The organism is uncultured Sphingomonas sp. (assembly GCF_964237155.1).
In the GTDB taxonomy this organism is placed as follows: domain Bacteria; phylum Pseudomonadota; class Alphaproteobacteria; order Sphingomonadales; family Sphingomonadaceae; genus Sphingomonas.
Map to the genome: position 1 here is coordinate 20,984 of NZ_CAXSHH010000025.1, position 17,979 is coordinate 38,962.

Annotated in this window: 19 protein-coding genes and 1 pseudogene; 7 read left to right on the plus strand and 13 right to left on the minus strand. The window is 69.1% G+C overall.

What is annotated here, in order from left to right:
• Window positions 1-98 precede the first annotated feature (98 nt).
• From ACFE71_RS07740 to ACFE71_RS07785, 10 genes are all read right to left on the minus strand, one after another.
• Window positions 99-995: a hemolysin family protein gene (locus ACFE71_RS07740; RefSeq protein WP_375428229.1), complete on the minus strand. Its 897-nt coding sequence runs from the start codon at window positions 993-995 to the stop codon at window positions 99-101.
• A 9-nt stretch (window positions 996-1,004) separates the two neighbouring features.
• Window positions 1,005-1,514 (minus strand): rRNA maturation RNase YbeY, encoded by a 510-nt coding sequence (ybeY, locus tag ACFE71_RS07745; protein WP_375428230.1) that lies wholly within the window; start codon window positions 1,512-1,514, stop codon window positions 1,005-1,007.
• Window positions 1,511-2,527 (minus strand): PhoH family protein, encoded by a 1,017-nt coding sequence (locus ACFE71_RS07750; protein WP_375428231.1) that lies wholly within the window; start codon window positions 2,525-2,527, stop codon window positions 1,511-1,513. The genes ybeY and ACFE71_RS07750 overlap by 4 nt, the downstream gene beginning before the upstream one ends.
• Before the next feature lie 72 nt (window positions 2,528-2,599).
• Window positions 2,600-3,934, minus strand: a complete 1,335-nt coding sequence (gene miaB, locus ACFE71_RS07755; protein ID WP_375428232.1) for a tRNA (N6-isopentenyl adenosine(37)-C2)-methylthiotransferase MiaB — start codon at window positions 3,932-3,934, stop codon at window positions 2,600-2,602.
• Window positions 3,935-3,962: 28 nt separating this feature from the next.
• Complete coding sequence (locus ACFE71_RS07760; RefSeq protein WP_375428233.1) at window positions 3,963-4,712, minus strand: lysophospholipid acyltransferase family protein; 750 nt, start codon at window positions 4,710-4,712, stop codon at window positions 3,963-3,965.
• On the minus strand, window positions 4,709-5,131 hold the full coding sequence (locus tag ACFE71_RS07765; RefSeq protein WP_375428234.1) for a Fur family transcriptional regulator: 423 nt from the start codon (window positions 5,129-5,131) through the stop codon (window positions 4,709-4,711). Before ACFE71_RS07765 ends, ACFE71_RS07760 begins: the two co-directional genes overlap by 4 nt.
• 86 nt (window positions 5,132-5,217) lie before the next feature.
• Window positions 5,218-5,691, minus strand: coding sequence for a GNAT family N-acetyltransferase (locus ACFE71_RS07770; RefSeq protein WP_375428235.1), 474 nt, complete (start codon window positions 5,689-5,691; stop codon window positions 5,218-5,220).
• 2 nt (window positions 5,692-5,693) lie between these two features.
• Complete coding sequence (gene tsaB, locus ACFE71_RS07775) at window positions 5,694-6,323, minus strand: tRNA (adenosine(37)-N6)-threonylcarbamoyltransferase complex dimerization subunit type 1 TsaB (protein ID WP_375428236.1); 630 nt, start codon at window positions 6,321-6,323, stop codon at window positions 5,694-5,696.
• An 8-nt stretch (window positions 6,324-6,331) separates the two neighbouring features.
• Window positions 6,332-6,490: a hypothetical protein gene (locus tag ACFE71_RS07780; protein WP_375428237.1), complete on the minus strand. Its 159-nt coding sequence runs from the start codon at window positions 6,488-6,490 to the stop codon at window positions 6,332-6,334.
• Window positions 6,490-7,062, minus strand: coding sequence for a NifU family protein (locus ACFE71_RS07785; RefSeq protein WP_375428238.1), 573 nt, complete (start codon window positions 7,060-7,062; stop codon window positions 6,490-6,492). The genes ACFE71_RS07780 and ACFE71_RS07785 overlap by 1 nt, the downstream gene beginning before the upstream one ends.
• 97 nt (window positions 7,063-7,159) lie before the next feature.
• On the opposite strand from ACFE71_RS07785, the gene ACFE71_RS07790 reads away from it, so the two are divergent.
• A complete protein-coding gene (locus ACFE71_RS07790; RefSeq protein ID WP_375428239.1) occupies window positions 7,160-10,060 on the plus strand; it encodes a M16 family metallopeptidase in 2,901 nt (966 codons plus the stop codon).
• A gap of 25 nt (window positions 10,061-10,085) precedes the next feature.
• On the opposite strand, the gene ACFE71_RS07795 is transcribed toward ACFE71_RS07790, so the two are convergent.
• Genes ACFE71_RS07795 through ACFE71_RS07805 form a run of 3 tightly spaced genes read right to left on the minus strand, consistent with a single transcriptional unit; the run spans window position 10,086 to window position 14,684 of the window.
• The gene (locus ACFE71_RS07795; RefSeq protein WP_375428247.1) at window positions 10,086-11,876 is read right to left on the minus strand and encodes an AMP-dependent synthetase/ligase; all 1,791 of its coding nucleotides are present in this window, start codon (window positions 11,874-11,876) and stop codon (window positions 10,086-10,088) included.
• 34 nt (window positions 11,877-11,910) lie between these two features.
• Window positions 11,911-13,596 (minus strand): gamma-glutamyltransferase, encoded by a 1,686-nt coding sequence (gene ggt / locus ACFE71_RS07800; RefSeq protein WP_375428240.1) that lies wholly within the window; start codon window positions 13,594-13,596, stop codon window positions 11,911-11,913.
• A gap of 56 nt (window positions 13,597-13,652) precedes the next feature.
• A complete protein-coding gene (locus ACFE71_RS07805) occupies window positions 13,653-14,684 on the minus strand; it encodes a quinone-dependent dihydroorotate dehydrogenase (RefSeq protein ID WP_375428248.1) in 1,032 nt (343 codons plus the stop codon).
• Window positions 14,685-14,823: 139 nt separating this feature from the next.
• Here ACFE71_RS07805 and ACFE71_RS07810 point away from each other — a divergent pair, with 139 nt between their 5' ends.
• From ACFE71_RS07810 to ACFE71_RS07835, 6 genes and pseudogenes are all read left to right on the plus strand, one after another.
• Complete coding sequence (locus tag ACFE71_RS07810; protein ID WP_375428241.1) at window positions 14,824-15,261, plus strand: SUF system Fe-S cluster assembly regulator; 438 nt, start codon at window positions 14,824-14,826, stop codon at window positions 15,259-15,261.
• On the plus strand, window positions 15,261-16,757 hold the full coding sequence (sufB, locus tag ACFE71_RS07815; RefSeq protein WP_375428242.1) for a Fe-S cluster assembly protein SufB: 1,497 nt from the start codon (window positions 15,261-15,263) through the stop codon (window positions 16,755-16,757). The genes ACFE71_RS07810 and sufB overlap by 1 nt, the downstream gene beginning before the upstream one ends.
• The gene (locus tag ACFE71_RS07820) at window positions 16,757-17,230 is read left to right on the plus strand and encodes a DUF29 domain-containing protein (RefSeq protein ID WP_375428243.1); all 474 of its coding nucleotides are present in this window, start codon (window positions 16,757-16,759) and stop codon (window positions 17,228-17,230) included. Before sufB ends, ACFE71_RS07820 begins: the two co-directional genes overlap by 1 nt.
• Window positions 17,230-17,352: pseudogene (locus tag ACFE71_RS07825) on the plus strand (ATP-binding cassette domain-containing protein); the annotation flags it as partial. The gene ACFE71_RS07820 and the pseudogene ACFE71_RS07825, both read left to right, overlap by 1 nt.
• A gap of 29 nt (window positions 17,353-17,381) precedes the next feature.
• A complete protein-coding gene (locus ACFE71_RS07830) occupies window positions 17,382-17,864 on the plus strand; it encodes a DUF29 domain-containing protein (protein ID WP_375428244.1) in 483 nt (160 codons plus the stop codon).
• Window positions 17,858-17,979: ATP-binding cassette domain-containing protein (locus ACFE71_RS07835; RefSeq protein ID WP_375428249.1), on the plus strand; the 122-nt coding region annotated here is incomplete at its 3' end. The genes ACFE71_RS07830 and ACFE71_RS07835, both read left to right, overlap by 7 nt.

Here is a 17,979-nt window from a genome sequence, read left to right on the forward strand (position 1 = left end):
CTCGCCGGTGCTGCCGCCAATATAGGTCGGCGCGACAAATCCAGCGAATGATTTAATCTGATCGTCCTGAGCGAACGGGTCGATCAGCGTTCGGGACGCTACTCCTCGGGATCCTCGGGCTCGGGCCGCGGCGGATGCAGCCGCAGGCGGTTGATCCGCCTTTCATCCGCTTCGATGACTTCCAGGCGCCACCCCGACGGATGATCGACATGCTCGCCGACCGCGGGCACGCGTCCCGCCAGAACGGCGGCGAGCCCGCCGAGCGTGTCGACGTCCTCCTCCACCTCGCCCAGCCGCGCGTCGATCAGCGCGGCGGCATCCTCCAGTTCGGCGCGCGCGTCCGCCTCCCACGCGCCGCCGGGGAGCGGGACGATCAGCGCCTGGGGCGCGTCGTCATGCTCGTCCTCGATCTCGCCGGTGATCTCCTCGATCAGGTCCTCGATCGTGACGAGCCCCTCGGTGCCCGAATATTCGTCGAGCACCACCGCCAGATGGACGCGCTTCTGGCGCATGTCGGCGAGCAGGTCGAGCGCGCCGCGCGACATGGGCACGAACAACGGCTCGCGGATCAGCCCGGTGAGGGTGGGCGGCTTGGGCGCGCCGGTCGCCAGGATCGCGAACACGTCCTTGATGTGGATCATGCCGATTATGTGGTCGAGCTTGCCGCGATAGACGGGCAGGCGGCTGTGCCCGGCCTCCGCGAAGATGCGCACCAGCTCGCCGAAGGACGTGTTCTCTTCGACCGCGATGATGTCCGCGCGCGGCACCCCGACGTCGCCCGCGTCGCGCTCGCCGAAATGGAGGAGGTTCCGGACCATCTGCCGCTCCAGCGGCGACAGGTCGCCCGCCGCGTCGGGGGCCGGATCGCCCTCATGCCGGTCGATCGCCTCTTCCAGCTGGTCGCGGAGCTTGTCCTCGGCCTGCTCGCCGAAGATCGCGCGTCGGAGGCCGCCCCAGATACTGTCGGGTTCGGCTGCGTTGGGGCCCTCGGCCATGGTCGCTGGTCAGTCCTCGTTTACGGGATAGGGATCGTGGAGACCGAGCGCGGACAACGCATCGCGCTCGATCCGCTCCATCGCGTCGCCCTCCGACTCGCCCGCATGATCATAGCCGAGCAGGTGCAGGACGCCATGCACCATCAGATGCGCCGCGTGGTCGGCAAGCGCGACCCCGCGCTCCGCCGCCTCCGCCGCGCAGACGCCGTGGGCGAGCACGATGTCGCCGAGCAGCACCTCACCGTCGTCCGAATTGGCGCTGACGCTCTCGATCAGGTCGGGCTGGATCATCGGGAAGGACAGGACGTTGGTAGGCTTGTCCTTGCCCCGGTACTGCCGGTTGAGCCGTTGGACCTCCTCGTCCGTGGCCAACCGCACCGACAGTTCGATCACCGCCGGCGAGGCGAGCAGCCCGCCATGGGGCGTCCGCTCCACCGCCGCCCGCGCGGCGCGTTCCGCCAGCGCGTCCCAGTCATGTTCGGGCCATGGGTCCTCGCGGGACAGCGCGATCTCGATCACGCGCCCGCGCCCGCCTCGCCGCCCTCGTACGCCTCGACGATCCGCCCGACGATCGGATGGCGCACCACGTCGCCCGAGGTGAAGCGCGCCATGGCGATGCCCTCCAGCCCCTCCAGCCGCCGGACCGCGTCCGCCAGCCCCGACGCGGACGCGCCGCCGGGGATGTCGACCTGGTTCGGGTCGCCGCACACCACCATGCGGCTGTTCTGGCCGAAGCGGGTCAGGAACATCTTCATCTGCGCCACCGTCGTGTTCTGCGCCTCGTCCAGGATCACGAACGCGTCCGCCAGCGTGCGGCCCCGCATGAAGGCGATCGGCGCGACCTCGATCTCCCCGCTCGCGATCCGCCGCTCCACCTGCTCGGCTGGCAGGCAGTCGTACAGCGCGTCGTAGAGCGGCCGCAGATACGGATCGACCTTCTCCTTCATGTCGCCGGGAAGGAAACCAAGCCGCTCACCCGCCTCCACCGCCGGCCGCGACAAGATCAGCCGTTGTACCGATCCGGTGATGAGCTGCGCCACCGCCTGCGCGACCGCGACATAGGTCTTGCCCGTGCCCGCCGGCCCGAGCGCGAAGATCATGTCGTTCGAGTGCAGCGCGTTCATATACGCGGCCTGCGCGGGGGTGCGCGGCAGGATCGTCTTCTTGCGCGTACGGATGCTGATGCCCGCCACGCGGGGCGCGCCCGTCTCGGCGCGGACGATGCCGTCAAGCACCGGCTCGGCCGCCATCGCGATCGACGCGTCGACCAGCCCCGTATCGACCTCCTCACCGCGCCCGATCCGCGCCTGGAGGTCATGGAGCACGTCGCGCGCCAGCGCCACCTGCTCGGCCGATCCCTCCAGCTGGACGCGGTTGCCGCGCGCGGTGATGTATACGCCCAGCCGATTCTCCAGCGCCACGAGGTTCTGGTCGTACTGGCCGAACAGGGCCGCCAGCGTCTGCGGCTTGTCGAACACCAGTTCGATGCGGGAACGGTCGCCGGCCTGCGCCGGAACGGGTTTGCGGCTCATGCGACTCCTAAGGCTGCTTGAAACATCGTCGTCGAAGTGGGGACGCGCGGGCAAGCGGAAAAGATGCGCTGATCACTCCGCCGCGAGCGCGATGGGACCACCCGTGAGCGAGTTCGGCCCGGCGGCCGTCAACGCGACCTCGACCAGGTCGCCGATGCCTGCACTCGTTAGTAGATGCACCGACTGCAGCCAGGGCGACTTGCCGAGCATCTGCCCGGGCAGCTTGCCTCGCCGCTCGACCAGCACGTCGCACACCCGCCCGACCGTCCCGAGGTTAAAGGCGTGTTGGTCGCGGTTCAAAGCCGCCTGGAGCCGCTGAAGCCGTTCGTCCATCACCTCCGGCGCGACTTGATCGCTCATGCTCGCGGCAGGGGTGCCGGGGCGCGGGCTGTATTTAAATGAGAAAGCTTGGGCGTAGCCGACCGCGTCGACCAGGCTGAGCGTCTCGGCGAAGTCGGCGTCGGTCTCGCCGGGGAACCCGACGATGAAGTCGCCCGACAGCGCGATGTCCGGCCGTGCGGCGCGTACGCGGTCGAGCAGGCGGAGATAGGAGGCGCGGTCGTGGCTCCGGTTCATCGCGCGGAGCACCCGGTCCGATCCCGACTGTACGGGCAAATGGAGGAACTGCATGAGTTTCTCGACATCGCGGTGCGCGTCGATCAGCCCTTGTGTCATGTCGTTGGGGTGGCTCGTCGTGTAGCGGATGCGCGCCAGCCCCGGCAGCTGGTCTAACGCGCGGATCAGCCCGTCGAGCCCCTGGAGCTGCCCGGCCTCGTCCTCGCCCGCCCAAGCGTTGACGTTCTGTCCCAGCAGCGTGATCTCGCGCGCGCCGGCATCGACCAGCGAGCGCGCCTCAGTCATTACCTGACCCCAGGGCCGCGAGACCTCGGCGCCGCGGGTGTAGGGCACGACGCAATAGGTGCAGAACTTGTCGCACCCTTCCTGCACCGTCAGGAAAGCCGACGGCCCGACCCTGCGCCGCGCGGGAAGCGCCCCGAACTTCGACGCCAGCGGCATGTCGGTATCGACCGCCGCCACGCCCGCCGCGGCGCGGGCGACGAGTTCGGGCAAGTTGTGATAGCTCTGCGGCCCGACCACCACATCAACCTTGGCGCGGCGCACGATCTCGTCGCCCTCGGCCTGCGCGACGCAGCCCGCGACCGCGATCATTGGTCGCCGGCCCTGCTTGCCCGCGTCCTTCCGCAGCCGCCCGATGTCCGAATAGACCTTCTCCGTCGCCCGCTCGCGGATGTGGCAGGTGTTCAGGATCACCAAGTCCGCTGCCGCCGCGTCGTTGGTCGGGCTGAGCCCGCCGGCCGCCATTAGCTCGCCCATCCGCTCGCCGTCATAGACGTTCATCTGGCAGCCGAAAGATTTGACGTGGAAGGTCTTTGGCGTGGACTTCATGGCCGCGCGCTTAGCGGCAAACACCTGCTCACGCGACCTCTATGCGCGAACCGGCGGCCTGCATGGCGGCGACGATGCGGCGGCGGGCTTCGGCGGACACCGTCTTGCGGTCGCCGATCGCGGCGGGATCAAACGGTTCGAGATAGTCGATCGTTACGGGGATGGTTCCGCGTCGGCCCAAGATACGGAGCGCGTTCGCCGACCCGTCCTCGCCGGTCGCCTCGGCCCACGCGATCTCGGGCGCGGCGGGGCCGTAATCGAGGAACACGGGCTGCAGCACGACGCCGGGCGGCGGCGGATCGAGCGCGGCGAGCAGGGCGGGCTTGAAGGGCAGCAACGTCGCGCCATCGCTGGTCGTGTCCTCGGGAAACACCACGACGGAACGGTAGGTCAGCGCCTCCCGAAGGCGCGCCACCTGTTCCCCGATCGCGCGGCGGTCGGCCCGGTCGACGAACAGCGTTCCGTTCGCGCGGCACATCGCGCCGACGAGCGGCACCCGCGCCAGGTCCCCCCGCGCGACGAAGGCCGCCCCCGTCGCGCCGCCCAGAACAAGGATGTCGAGCGTCCCGCAATGGTTGGAGACGATCAGCGCCTGTCCGCCGGGCCGCCGCCCGCGTACGCGCGTGCGGACGCCACAGATCCACGCCGCGCCGGCGAGGAAGCGGCGCGGCCACGATGAGGGGAGGCGCAGCAGCCGCCGGCCGCCATGAAACACGACGCATCCGACAAGGAGCGCGAGCAGCCCGGCCAGCCGAGCGGCGATGCGGAACGACTTCACGCCTTCCGGTCGAGGCTGACCCCGTACAACTCCATCCGGTGGTCGACCAGGCGGAAGCCGAGCTTCTCCGCGATCGCCTTTTGCAGCTGTTCGAGCTCGGGATCGACGAACTCCATCACGCGGCCCGTCTCGACATCGATCAGGTGATCATGATGTGATTCGGGCGCGGGTTCGTAACGCGCGCGACCGTCACCAAAATCGTGACGATCGAGGATGCCCGCCTCCTCGAACAGCCGCACGGTGCGGTAGACGGTGGCGATGGAGATGCCCGGGTCGATCGCGGACGCGCGCGCATAGACTTTCTCGACGTCTGGATGATCCTCCGCCTCCGACAGCACGCGCGCGATCACGCGGCGCTGATCGGTGATGCGCAGGCCCTTCTGGTTGCAGAGCGTCTCGAGGTCAATGTTGCGCGGCATGGGCGGGGTCCGATCAGGGTCGGCCGGATACATAGGCGTTCATGCTTGTTGCGAAAAGCGCGATCGATTCTCAATAAGCTCTCGTCTTAGACATCGAGCGCCGCGCCGTAGGTGTGCGCGTCATGGAGTGCGCCGTCGACGCCGCGGTAATAGCCGCGCCGCTCGCCGACCTTCGCGAAACCGTGGCGGCGATAGAGCCGCGTCGCCGGATTGCCGTCGCGAACCTCCAGATGGAACCGGACGCAGCCCGCCGCGGTCGCCGCCGCCGCGGCGGCGCGGAGCAGCGCGCCGCCTACGCCGTGGCCCCGGTGCACGGGGGAGACCGCGAGAAGCAGCAGCTCCGCCTCGTCGAGCACGCGGCGCGTCATCGCGAAGCCCGCGGGCTCGTCGTCGAGCTCCGCGATCAGCAGCGCCACGCCCGGGAGCGCGAGCACGCCGAGGCACTGCCCGCGAGTCCACGCCTCGCCGTAATGCGGGTCGAACGCCTCGCTCATGAGCGCCTCCACCGACACGATGTCGTGTGCGCCCGCCACGCGCAGGGTGAGGGCGCGCGTGGCCACGTTCAGCCCCCGACGCTTCCCGGGACGACCTTGGCGTCGGGCGCTCGGCCGTAGAGCGGGCGCGGGGGCAGGCCGGCGAGTTCGGGCGGCACCCGCCACGCCTCGCCCGCGTCGGGCAGTGCGTCGGTCGCGTCGAGCCCCGGCTCGACCGCGAGCAGCCGTGCGACGCCGGACCCGATGGCGGGCAGGCCGTCCAGCCGCGCCAGCACCGCCTGGGGGGTCAGGCTGGCGAGATCGCCGAGCGGCTGGAAAGGGGCTTCGAACGCCTGCATGAAGACCTCACCATGTCCCCCTTCGATCACCGCCGCAACCCGGTGGAGCTCCGGCCGCGCGGCGAACGCGGCGGCCGCGACGAGCGCGAGCGACGAGTAGCCCGCGACCGGCACACCCCATCCCAGCGCCAGACCGCGCGCCGCCGCGATGCCGACGCGGATGCCCGTGAAGCTACCCGGCCCGCAATCGACGAGGATGCGGTCGGCCCGTCCGCCGCTCGGCAGCTCGGCAATCATCGGCACCAGCCGCTCCGCATGCCCGCGTCCGACGATCTCGTGAGCCCGCGCGACGACGCGCCCACCTTCGACCAACGCGACCGAACAGGCCGCCGTCGCGGTCTCGATGACTAGGGTGAGCAACTGATCGGTCAGACCAGACGGTTGAACTTCTCGAACGCGGGGCGCGGGCTCCGGTCGAAGATCGTCGACTGGTCGGCGTATCCGAGCGTCGAGATGTAGTTCACCGTCACCCGCGGCCGATCGGCGAAGAACAACCGGTCGAGCGCGGCGTCGGGAAGCGGCTGCATCAGACCGCCCGCACTTCGGTCACTTCGGGAACGTAGTGGCGCAGCAGCTGCTCGATCCCGTTCTTCAGCGTCGCGCTGGACGAGGGGCAACCCGCGCACGCCCCCTGCATCCGCAGATATACCTTACCCTTGTCGAAGCCCCGATAGACGATGTCGCCCCCGTCATTCGCCACCGCGGGCCGCACGCGCGTCTCGATCAGTTCCTTGATCTGCGCGACGATGTCGGCGTCGGCGGGATCGTCAATCCCCGCATCCTCCGCCGGCACGCTAAACCCCGACGCGCTGCCCTGCCGGAACAGGGGCATCTGCGCGGAGAAATGATCGAGCAGCAGCCCCAGTATGTCGGGCTTCAGCACCGACCAGTCGGTCCCGGGCGCGGCGGTTACCGACACGAAGTCCGACCCGAAGAACACGCCGGTGACGTCGCCCAACCCGAATATCGCGTCCGCGAGCGGGCTCGCCTCCGCCTCCTCGGGCGTGGCGAAATCGCGGGTGCCGATCTCCATCACGGTCCTGCCGGGCAGGAACTTCAGCGTCTGGGGGTTGGGGGTCGTCTCGGTCTCGATGAACATGAACTGGCATGTGGCGCGGCGGCGGAGCGGGATCAAGCGGCGTGAAATTCCGTGCCCGTCTGGCGGCGTTCATGTTCGCCCGTTACATGGGAGTGATATGGCGTCCTCCCAGCGCGTGCTCCGCGTCTCGCTCCTCCCCATCCTCCTCGGCCTCGGGCTTCCCGCCACCGGCCAGCAGGTCGTGCCCGCGCAAGTCCTCGCGCCGCAAGCCGCGCCGCCGCGCGCCGCGACCCCGCCCGGCGTCGACCCCGCGCCCTGGCTTTATAAGGGATCCGACATTACCCCCGATCCGGGCTGGTCGTTCGGCACGCTCCCCAACGGCGTCCGCTACGCCGTCCGCCGCAACGGCGTGCCCCCCGGCCAGGTGGCGGTCCGCGTCCGCATCGACGCGGGGTCGCTTCACGAGACCGACGGCGAGCGCGGCTTCGCGCATTTCCTGGAGCATCTGAGCTTCCGCGGTTCGAGCCATGTCCCCGACGGCGAGGCCAAGCGCGTTTGGCAACGGCTAGGCGCGACCTTCGGGTCGGATTCGAACGCGCAGACGACGCCGACCCAGACGCTCTACAAGCTCGACCTTCCCGGCGCGACCGCGACCGGCCTCGACGAGAGCCTGAAGATCATGGCTGGCATGATGGCCGCGCCGACGCTGACCGACGCCAGCGTCTCCGCCGAGCGCCCGATCGTGCTCGCCGAACAGCGCGAGCAGCCGGGGCCGCAGGTCCGCTTCGGCGACCTGATCCGCTCCACCTTCTTCGCCGGACAGCCGCTCGCCGAGCGTTCGCCGATCGGATCGGTCAAGACGCTCGAGGCGGCGAACGCGCGCGGAGTCCAGGCCTTTCACGACCGTTGGTACCGTCCCAGCCGCACGGTGGTCGTGATCGCGGGCGATATGGACCCGTCGGTCTTCGCCGCGGGCATCGCCAGGCACTTTGGGCAATGGAAGGGAATCGGTCCCGAGCCGCGCGACCCCGATTTCGGCAAGCCCGACCCCAGCAAGCCCACTACCGCGACCCTGGCCGAGCCCGGGCTGCCGCCGGTCGTCGCGACCGCTGTGATCCGCCCCTGGACCTACCGCGACGACACGGTGATCTTCAACCAGCGCCGCATGATCGACACGGTCGCGGGCCGTGTCATTGGCCGGCGGCTGGAGCAGCGTGCGCGCGGCGGCGGCAGTTTCCTCCAGGCAGGCGTCACGCTCGACGACGTGTACCGGTCGGGCAACGTCACCTCGGTCAACATCGTACCCGTCGGCGACGACTGGGCCGCCGCGCTGAAGGACGTGCGCGCGGTCCTCGCCGACGCGCAAAGCGCGCCGCCGACGCAGGCCGAGATCGACCGCGAGCTCGCCGACTACGACACGGCGCTCCGCACCCAGGTCGAAACGTCGCGAGTCGAGGCGGGCGGGCGCCAGGCCGACGACATCGCCGAGGCGCTCGAAATCCGCGAGGTCACCACCTCGCCCCAGATTTCCTACGGCATCTTCACCGACGCGCGCGCGAAGGGGATGTTCAACCCGGCGGCCGTGCTCGCCTCCACCAGGCGGCTGTTCGACGGCGTGACCCGCGCCGTCGTCAACACCCGCACCCCCGACCCGACCGCGCAAGCCAAGCTCGACGAGGCGCTCAAGGCCGACGTGACGGGGCTAGCGGGCCAGCGCCGCCAGTCGCGCAGAGTCACCTTCGCGCAGCTGCCGACGCTCGGGACGCCCGGTACCGTCGCCAGCCGCACCAAGGCGCAGGGGATCGAGCTGGAGACGGTCACCTTCAACAACGGCACGCGTCTACTCCTCTTCCCGAACACGGGCGAGACCGGCCGCGTTTATGTCCGCGTCCGCTTTGGCGGCGGGCGCAACGCGCTTCCGGCCGACCGCGCCACTCCCGCCTGGGCCGGCGACCTCGCGCTGGTGTCGAGCGGGATCGGTTCCCTTGATCAAAACGACCTGGAGGCGTTGGTCGCCGGGCGCCGGGTCGGGTTCGATTTCGACATCGGCGACGACGCCTTTTCGTTCAACGCCATGACCAACCGGGCGGACCTGGCCGACCAACTCCGGTTGTTCGCGACCAAGCTCGCCCAGCCCGGCTGGGACCCCGCGCCCGTAAACCGCGCCCGCGCGGTCGCGCTCGCCGCGACGCGCGGTTACGATTCGTCCCCCGACGGCGTGATCGGCCGCGAGCTCGAAGGCCTGCTCCGCGCGGGCGATCCCCGCTGGGCCGCGCCCACGCCCGAGCTGATCGCCAAGCTTGATCCCGCATCGTTCCGCAAGTTCTGGGAGCCGCTGCTCCGGACCGGTCCGGTCGAGGTGTCGGTGTTCGGCGACACCACCGCCGACGCGGCGATCGACGCCGTCGCGCGCAGCTTCGGGGCGATGGCGGGGCGGGGGAATACGCCCGTCCCGCCCAAGCGGGTGCGCTTTCCTGCGCACAACAGGAAGCCCGTCACCCGCACCCATAGCGGCCCCGCCAACCAGGCCGCCGCCGTGATCGCCTGGCCGACCGGCGGCGGGATCGAGGGGATCGCCGAGAGCCGCCGCCTCGACGTCATCGCGCAGATCTTCTCCGACCGGCTGTTCGAACGCCTGCGCCAAGCGGCGGGCGCCAGCTACAGCCCGCAGGTGTCGAGCCAGTGGCCCGTCGGCCTCCCCGGCGGTGGTCGTCTGCTCGCGGTCGGCAACGTAACCCCGGACCGCGTGCCCTTTCTCCACAAAATGGCTCGCGAGATCGCTGCCGACCTCGCCGCGACGCCCGTCAGCGACGACGAACTCCAGCGTATCATGCGCCCGATGGCGCAGTACATCCTGCGCGCGTCGAGCGGGAACCAGTTCTGGCTTCAACAGCTGGGCGGCGGCGCATTCGACCCGCGCCGGGTGGACGCCACCAAGCGCATCGCGGAGGATTATGTCACCATCACCCCCGCGCAGCTCCAAGAGACCGCGGCCAAGTACCTCCGCCCCGACCGCGACTGGACCTTCGCGGTGCTACCGAGGGCTGGGGTGAAATAGGGCCGCACCGGGCGAGTGGTGCTCCTTACCCTTTGTACAAGCCGTTCAACCGCGCCCCGTAAACCTCCCGCAGCACATGCCGCCGTATCTTGAGCGACGGCGTCATCTGTTCGTTCTCGATCGTGAAGGGCTCATCGGCGATCACGAAGCGGCGGACGCGTTCGATGACCGACAGCTCCTTGTTGACCCGCTCCACCGCCGCCGACAGCGCGGCGCGGTAGGTCGGGTTTTCCGCCAGCGACGTGAAGCTGCACGGCGCGCCCCCGGCGGCGCAGAATTGTTGCGTCCATTCGGGATCGGGCACCAGCACCGCGACCATATACGGCCGGCGGTCGCCCGCGATCATCGCCTGCGCGATCTCGGGCTGGAGGGTGAGCATCCCCTCCACCTTCTGCGGCGCGACGTTGTCGCCCTTGTCGTTGACGATCAGGTCCTTCTTGCGGTCGGTGATCTTCACCCGGCCGCCCTCGTCGATCACGCCGATATCGCCCGTATGGAGCCACCCGTCCTTCAGCACGCGCGCGCTTTCCGCGTCGTTGCGCCAATAGCCGTGCATGACGAGCTCGCCCCGGCACAGTATCTCGCCGTCCTCCGCGATCCGGACCTCGGTGTTCAGGAGGGGGGGGCCGACGGTGTTCATGCGGATACCGGCCTTGGGGCGGTTGCACGAGATGATCGGCCCGGCCTCGGTCTGGCCGTAGCCCTGGAGCACCAACACGCCGATCGAGTGGAAGAACACCCCCACTTCCGGATTGAGCGGCGCGCCGCCCGACACCATCGCCTTGAGCCGTCCGCCGAAGCGCTTGGCGATCTTGGGCTTGAATATCGTATCGACGAGCAGCTTGGTCGCGCGGTCGGTGACGCGGAGCGTTCCGTGATAATCGCGCGCGCCGACCTCGAGCGCGCGGGCGAACAGCCAGCGCGGGAACCTGCCCTGCTTCACGATCCCCTTGGCGATGCGCTGGTTCAGCACCTCGAACAGGCGCGGCACGACGAACATGATCGTCGGGCGCACCTCCTCCATGTTGGCGGCGAGCTTCTCCAGCCCTTCCGCGTAATAGATCTGCCCGCCCATGCCGATCGGCAGGAACTGCCCGCCGGTGTGCTCGTAGGCGTGGCTAAGCGGCAGGAACGATAGGAACGTCTCGTCCTCCACGATCCCCAGATCCTCGCCGATCGCGTCCACGCACGCCGCCGCGCAGTGGAGGATCGCGCCGTGATGCTGCCGCACGCCGCGCGGGGCTCCGCCCGTGCCGCTGGTGTAGATGATGCAGGCGAGGTCCCCGCGCGCGAAGTCGGCGCGCGCCTCCGCCACGGCCGGGTCGGTCGGATGCCGATCGACCAAGTCGCGCCAGCGGTGGAAATCGACGCCGGTCTGCGCGACGCGCATCTCGTCGATGCCGATCACGATTTGCGGCTCCGACGCGCGCAGCACCGTCGGCATCAGCGCCTTGGCCAGCTTGGGTGTCGATACGATCACCGCGCGCGCGCCGGAATTCTCGATGACGTGCGCGTGGTCGCGCTCGGTGTTGGTGACGTAGGTCGGGACCGTCACCGCGCCGGCGGCCATGATGGCGAGGTCGGACAGGCACCATTCGGGCCGGTTCTCCGACACCAGCATCACCCGGTCGCCGCGCCCGATGCCGATCGCGGTCAGGCCCGCGGCCAGGCTAGCCACCTGCCGTGCCGCCTCCGCCCAGCTAGTGGATACCCAAGCGCCGTTCTCCTTGCGCCACAGGAACGGCTTGTCCCCGCGTTCCCGAGCCCGCGTGAAGAACATCGTCACGAGGTTGGGGAAGGGCTCCAGATTACGCATCATTCTCTCCAGCGCCCGTTTCGTCGGGCGTCCGTCATTCGCTAAGCGCCATCCCCACGCTTCGGGGGTCGGCCGCACCGCGCCAGCCGGCGGGCGTCCGCTCGGCCGCATTCGCCTTCAACCCCAATCGCCCGACCACGACCTTGTGCCCCAGCCGTTCGAAGTCGACCTTGAGCGCGGCGCGGGCCGTACCCTCCTCCAGGATCACGCCGTCGCGCCCGAAATACACCAGGCCCTCGCCCAACGCCTCGCGTGCAGGCAGGCCCCAGTCGAGATGCGCGATCAAGGCTTTCGCGACCTGCATGATGATCGTCTTGCCCCCCGCCGCGCCGACGGTGAAGACGGGCCTGCCGGACGCATCGTAGACAATCGTCGGAGCCATCGACGACAGCGGCCGCTTGCCGCCTTCCACGCGGTTGGCGACGGGCGCGCCGTCGCGCTCGGGCGTCCAGGTGAAGTCGGTCAGCTCGTTGTTGAGGATGTAGCCGCCAAGGCCTTCGCCGACGACCAGTTGGCTCCCGAATGGCCCCTCGACCGTCGAGGTCATGGTGGCCACGTTGCCGCGGCCGTCGACCGCGACGAAGTGCGTCGTCCCCGCGACCTCCTGCTGCACCGCCGGCGTCCGGATAGGCGCGCCCGGTGGATTGCCCGCCGGGTAGACTCCCAGCGCGCGCAGGGGCGAGATCAGCCCCGAGCGGCGGCGCAGATAAGCGCGGTCGATCAGCCCCGCGACGGGCACGCGCACGAAATCCGCGTCGCCCAGATAATTCTCGCGGTCCGCATAGGCGAGCTGCATCGCCTCCGCGATCAGGTGCCATGATTGCGGCGAGGTTGGGCCGAGCGCCTTGAGGTCGAACCGTTCGAGCATACCCAGGATGCCCAGCACCGTAGTCGCGCCCGACGAGGGCGGCCCCATCCCGCACACGCGCCACACGCGGTACGGCGCGCAGACCGGCGCGCGCTCCTTGGCGCGGTAGCCCGTGAGATCGGCCACCGTCATGTCGCGCGGAGACCCGACGCTGCCGTTCGCCGCCGCAAGCAGCGCGCGGGCGTTCTCGCCGGTGTAGAACGCATCCGCTCCCCCGGCGGCGACGCGGCGCAGCAGGGCGGCGAGCGCCGGGTTGCGCACCGTCGTCCCCTCCGCGACCGGAGCGCCGCTCGGCGCGTACAGCGCGGCGGTGGCGGGGAAGTTCGCCCAGCGCGCGGCTCCGCTCGCCGCCGCACCCGCCAGCGGACGCGTGACGGCATAGCCGCCTTCCGCCAGCTGGATCGCGGGCGCGAACAGCCGCGCCCAGGGCAGGCGGCCCCATTTCCGGGTCGCGGTCGCCATCAGCCGGAGGTTCCCCGGCACGCCTACAGAGCGTCCGCCACCGACCGCCTGCGCGTAGGACAACGTCTTTCCGTCCGGTCCCAGGAACCGTCCCGGCGTCGCCGCGCGGGGCGCGGTCTCGCGGCCGTCGATCGTCTCCAGCTTGCCGCCCCCGTTCCTGGCGGCCGAGTGGTGGACGAGGAACCCGCCCCCGCCGATCCCCGACGATTGCGGCTCCACCACCGTCAGCGCGAGCATCATCGCCATCGCCGCGTCGGCGGCCGAACCACCTTGGCGCAGAATATCCCGCCCCGCCTCGGTCGCCCGCGGATCGGCGGAGGTGACCACTCCCTGCGCGAGCGCGGAGGCGGGCAGGAGCAGCGCGAACAGCGCGAGAAAATACCGGATCATCGCATCGGACCCTAGCGACGCGCCCAAGGTGCGCAAGACAGGCGCGCGCAAGCCGGTCACCGGGCGTCGGCCCCCACGGCATCGGCGACGGTGTCGAACCCGTCCCGCGCGAGCAGCGCATCGAGCTCCCGTGCGATGCGCCGGAGCAGCCCGGGCCCGCCGTAAACCAGCCCCGTATAAAGCTGCACTAGGCTCGCCCCCGCCCGGATGCGCGCATAGGCCTCGGCCCCGGTATCGATGCCCCCCGCCGCGATGAGGGGCAGCGCGCTCCCGGTCGCGCGCGCGAAATCGGTGAGCCTATGCGCAGCGAGTTCGCGAAGCGGCCGCCCCGACAAACCGCCCCCTTCGGCCGAGTAAGGCGACCGCAACGCCGGCCGCGTCACCGTGGTGTTCCCCACCACCAGCGCATCGACGCCCCGGTCGACCGCAGCCCGTGCGATACCCTCCACCTGCGGCCAGTCCAGATCGGGCGCGACCTTCAGGAACAGCGGCGTCGATCCCCGCGCCTCGATGCACGCCGCCAGCAGCTCGTCCAACGCCGCGCCGTGCTGCAGGTCGCGCAACCCCGGCGTGTTGGGTGAGGAGATGTTCACCGTCACATAGTCGGCGACCCGAGCCGCCGCGCCCACCCCCCCGACGTAGTCCGCCATCCGGTCGCCCGCGTCCTTGTTCGCGCCCACGTTGATCCCGAGTACGCCCGCGCGCTTCGCCGCCCGCGCACGCGCCAGCCCCGCCGCCAGCCCGCCATTGTTGAACCCCAACCGATTCACCACCGCCCGGTCCTCGACCAGCCGGAACAGCCGCGGCCCCGGATTGCCCGGCTGGGGCAGCGGGGTCAGCGTCCCGATCTCGACCGATCCCGCGCCGAGCCCGAACAGCCCCGCGATCGCGCGCCCGTCCTTGTCCACCCCGGCCGCGACCCCGACCGGATTGGGGAACGTCACCCCCGCCACCGTGATCGCCAGCCGCTCCGACCGCGCCGGCCCGCCCGCCCCCACGCCGCGCCACGCCGCCAGCCCGGCGATCGTCAGCTGGTGCGCGCGCTCGGCCGGCAGCGCGAAGAGCAGGGGGCGGAGCGGGTGCGTCATCGCCCCGCCCATCGCACCGCCGCGCGGGGTCGTCAAAGCGCGCTGATAACGACTCGCAAGCGGCCGCCGCCCGTTGACGCACGCGGTCTCCGCGACCATCTGTAATCAGACCGATATACTCCGATTTGAAAGCCGTTCCGTGCGCCTGTCGAGCCTAGCCGATTATGCGATCGTGTTGATGTCCGCCGCCGCGCGCAAGTGCGCTGCGGCGCCGCTCAACGCGACCCTGCTCGCGGCCGAGACGGGCGTGCCGCTCCCGACCGCGCAGAAGCTGGTCAGCCGCCTGTCCGCCGCCGGCCTGCTCGCCAGCGCGCGCGGAACCGGCGGCGGTTTTCGCCTCGCGCGGCCCGCCGCCGCGATCAGCCTGGCCGACATCGTCGAGGCGGTGGAGGGTCCGATCGCGCTCACCACCTGCGTCGACGACCACCGCGATTATTGCGCGCTCGACCATCACTGCACGGTCAAGCCGCATTGGAGCGTCGTCAACAAGGCTGTCCGCTCCGCGCTCGACAGCGTCACGCTCGTCCACCTTTCCCAGCCCGCACCTGAGTTCGTGCGTGTGAAAGTACCCGCATAATGGCCACCAAGAACGCCGAAGCCTACGCCGCCGTCGCCAAGACGTACGAGTGGGGCTTCTCCTCCGACATCGAACAGGATTTCGCGCCCAAGGGGCTGTCGGAGGACACCGTCCGCTACATCTCGGCCAAGAAGAACGAGCCGGAGTGGATGCTCGACTGGCGGCTGAAGGCGTTCGCGTTGTGGCAAACGATGGAGCACCCGGATTGGTCGAAGCTCAACGTTCCGCCGATCGATTACCAGAACGCCTATTACTATGCCGAGCCCAAGGCGAAGCCCAAGCTCGGCTCGCTCGACGAGGTCGATCCCGAGATCCTGCGCGTCTACGAGAAGCTCGGCATCCCGATCCAGGAGCAGAAGATGCTTGCGGGCGTCGAAGACGGGGGCGTCAATGGGGAGGAAGGCGCGGAGCCGAAGCGCCGCGTCGCCGTCGATGCGGTGTTCGACAGCGTCTCGGTCGCGACCACCTTCCGCAAGGAGCTGGAGGCCGCGGGCGTCATCTTCCGTTCGATCTCCGAGGCGATTCGCGAGTACCCGGATTTGGTCCGCAAATGGCTCGGTCGTGTCGTGCCCCAGCGCGACAACTACTTCGCCACGCTCAACAGCGCCGTGTTCAGCGACGGCACCTTCGTCTACATCCCCGAGGGCGTCCGCTGCCCGATGGAGCTCTCCACTTATTTCCGCATCAACGCGGAGAATACCGGCCAGTTCGAGCGCACGTTGATCATCGCCGACAAGGGCTCGTACGTCTCGTATCTGGAGGGCTGCACCGCCCCGATGCGCGACGAGAACCAGCTCCACGCCGCCGTCGTCGAGCTCGTGATCCTGGACGACGCCGAGATCAAATATTCGACCGTCCAGAACTGGTATCCCGGCGACGAGAACGGCGTCGGCGGCATCTATAACTTCGTGACCAAGCGCGCGCTCTGCCAGGGCAGGAACGCGAAGGTCAGCTGGACCCAGGTCGAGACGGGTTCCGCCGTCACTTGGAAATACCCCTCCTGCGTCCTTGCGGGCGAGGGCAGCGTCGGCGAGTTCTACTCGGTCGCGGTGACCAACAACCGCCAGCAGGCCGACACCGGCACCAAGATGATCCACCTCGGCAAGAACACGAAGTCGACCATCGTGTCCAAGGGGATCAGCGCCGGCCGCTCCGACAACACCTATCGCGGGCTGGTGAGGGTCGCCCCGACCGCGGAGGGCGTCCGCAACTTCACCCAGTGCGACAGCCTGCTGCTCGGCGACCAGTGCGGCGCGCACACCATCCCCTATATCGAGGTCCGCAACCCGTCCGCGCAGATCGAGCACGAGGCGACTACCTCCAAGATCAGCGACGACCAGATGTTCTACGCCATGTCGCGCGGGCTGGATTCGGAGGCGGCGGTCGCCCTCATCGTCAACGGCTTCGCCCGCGAGGTGTTGCAGCAACTTCCAATGGAGTTCGCGGTCGAGGCGCAGAAGCTGCTGGGGATCAGCCTCGAGGGGAGCGTGGGGTGATGGCGACGCAGCTGTACGAGACCGACTTCTATGGCTGGACGCAGGAGCAGTCGGCCAAGCTGCGCGCGCTGCTGGTCGAGCGCAGCAACCTCGACCTAGACATCGAGAACATCCTGGAGGAGATCGACAGCTTGGGCCGTAGCGATCACCATCAGCTAGTTAGCCGGTTCGAGGAGATCGCGATTCACCTGCTGAAATTGCACTATTCCACGATATTGGAGTGCGAGAATACGTGGAAGAACTCGGTGCGGGGGCAGCGCGGGCGCATCGCCAGGCTGCTCCGGCGGAGCCCGTCGCTCAAGCCGCTGCTCGGCGACGCGTTGAGCGAGGGCTACGAGGACGCGCTGCGCCATTTCAGTGACGAGAAGCTGATCGAGCTTTGCATGCCGGAACACCTTCCCGGTTCGTCGCCCTTCGGGATCGAAGATTGCCTGACGGATGAGTGGTGGCCGGAACTCCGAGGACGCAACTGATGCTGCACATCGATAATCTCCACGCCGAGATCGACGGCAAGGAAATCCTGAAGGGTCTGACCCTCACCGTCAACGCGGGCGAGGTGCATGCGATCATGGGGCCGAACGGCGCGGGCAAGTCGAATTCTGTTAGGGCGGAACGGAGGCGCTGATGGCTACGCAGCTTTACGAAAGCGACTTCTACGAATGGACGCAGCGACAGGCGGCCATGCTCCGTCGTATGGCGGCCGATCGCGTCAACAGCGAACTCGATTTGGAGAACCTGGCGGAGGAAATCGAGAGCGTGGGTGGAAGTAACAAGCGCGAAGTGAAAAGCCGCCTTACGACCATACTGATCCATATGCTCAAGATCGCGTACTCGCCCGCCTATGAACCGTTGAACGGTTGGCGTGGAACGGTGACGACGCAGCGTGACGATCTTCTAGCCATCTTGGAACAAAGTCCGTCACTACGGAATGTCGTGCGGGAACGCTTTGTCGACGCTTACAAACGCGCAGCGGACGAAACGCGCCTATCGCACATTGATCTCACATTGGCGCCGATACCGACTGCGTGCCCCTTCGATCTGGAGGAGCAAGTGCTCGATCCCGATTGGCTGCCGGAACCTCGCATAAGGCCCCCTAGCGAATGTTGAACATTGATGACCTCCATGCCGAGATCGACGGCAAGGAAATTCTGAAGGGCCTGACCCTCGCCGTCAACGCGGGCGAGGTGCATGCGATCATGGGGCCGAACGGCGCGGGCAAGTC

Bases quoted from the DNA above. Each gene is read 5' to 3' on its own strand.
- ACFE71_RS07750 (WP_375428231.1), bottom strand. From the start codon at position 2,527: ATGAGCCGCAAACCCGTTCCGGCGCAGGCCGGCGACCGTTCCCGCATC.
- sufB (WP_375428242.1), top strand. From the start codon at position 15,261: ATGGCCACCAAGAACGCCGAAGCCTACGCCGCCGTCGCCAAGACGTAC.
- miaB (WP_375428232.1), bottom strand. From the start codon at position 3,934: ATGAAGTCCACGCCAAAGACCTTCCACGTCAAATCTTTCGGCTGCCAG.
- ggt (WP_375428240.1), bottom strand. From the start codon at position 13,596: ATGATCCGGTATTTTCTCGCGCTGTTCGCGCTGCTCCTGCCCGCCTCC.
- ACFE71_RS07740 (WP_375428229.1), bottom strand. From the start codon at position 995: ATGGCCGAGGGCCCCAACGCAGCCGAACCCGACAGTATCTGGGGCGGC.
- ACFE71_RS07790 (WP_375428239.1), top strand. From the start codon at position 7,160: ATGGCGTCCTCCCAGCGCGTGCTCCGCGTCTCGCTCCTCCCCATCCTC.
- ACFE71_RS07830 (WP_375428244.1), top strand. From the start codon at position 17,382: ATGGCTACGCAGCTTTACGAAAGCGACTTCTACGAATGGACGCAGCGA.
- ACFE71_RS07820 (WP_375428243.1), top strand. From the start codon at position 16,757: ATGGCGACGCAGCTGTACGAGACCGACTTCTATGGCTGGACGCAGGAG.
- ACFE71_RS07805 (WP_375428248.1), bottom strand. From the start codon at position 14,684: ATGACGCACCCGCTCCGCCCCCTGCTCTTCGCGCTGCCGGCCGAGCGC.
- ACFE71_RS07795 (WP_375428247.1), bottom strand. From the start codon at position 11,876: ATGCGTAATCTGGAGCCCTTCCCCAACCTCGTGACGATGTTCTTCACG.
- ACFE71_RS07765 (WP_375428234.1), bottom strand. From the start codon at position 5,131: ATGCCGCGCAACATTGACCTCGAGACGCTCTGCAACCAGAAGGGCCTG.
- ACFE71_RS07785 (WP_375428238.1), bottom strand. From the start codon at position 7,062: ATGTTCATCGAGACCGAGACGACCCCCAACCCCCAGACGCTGAAGTTC.
- ACFE71_RS07780 (WP_375428237.1), bottom strand. From the start codon at position 6,490: ATGCAGCCGCTTCCCGACGCCGCGCTCGACCGGTTGTTCTTCGCCGAT.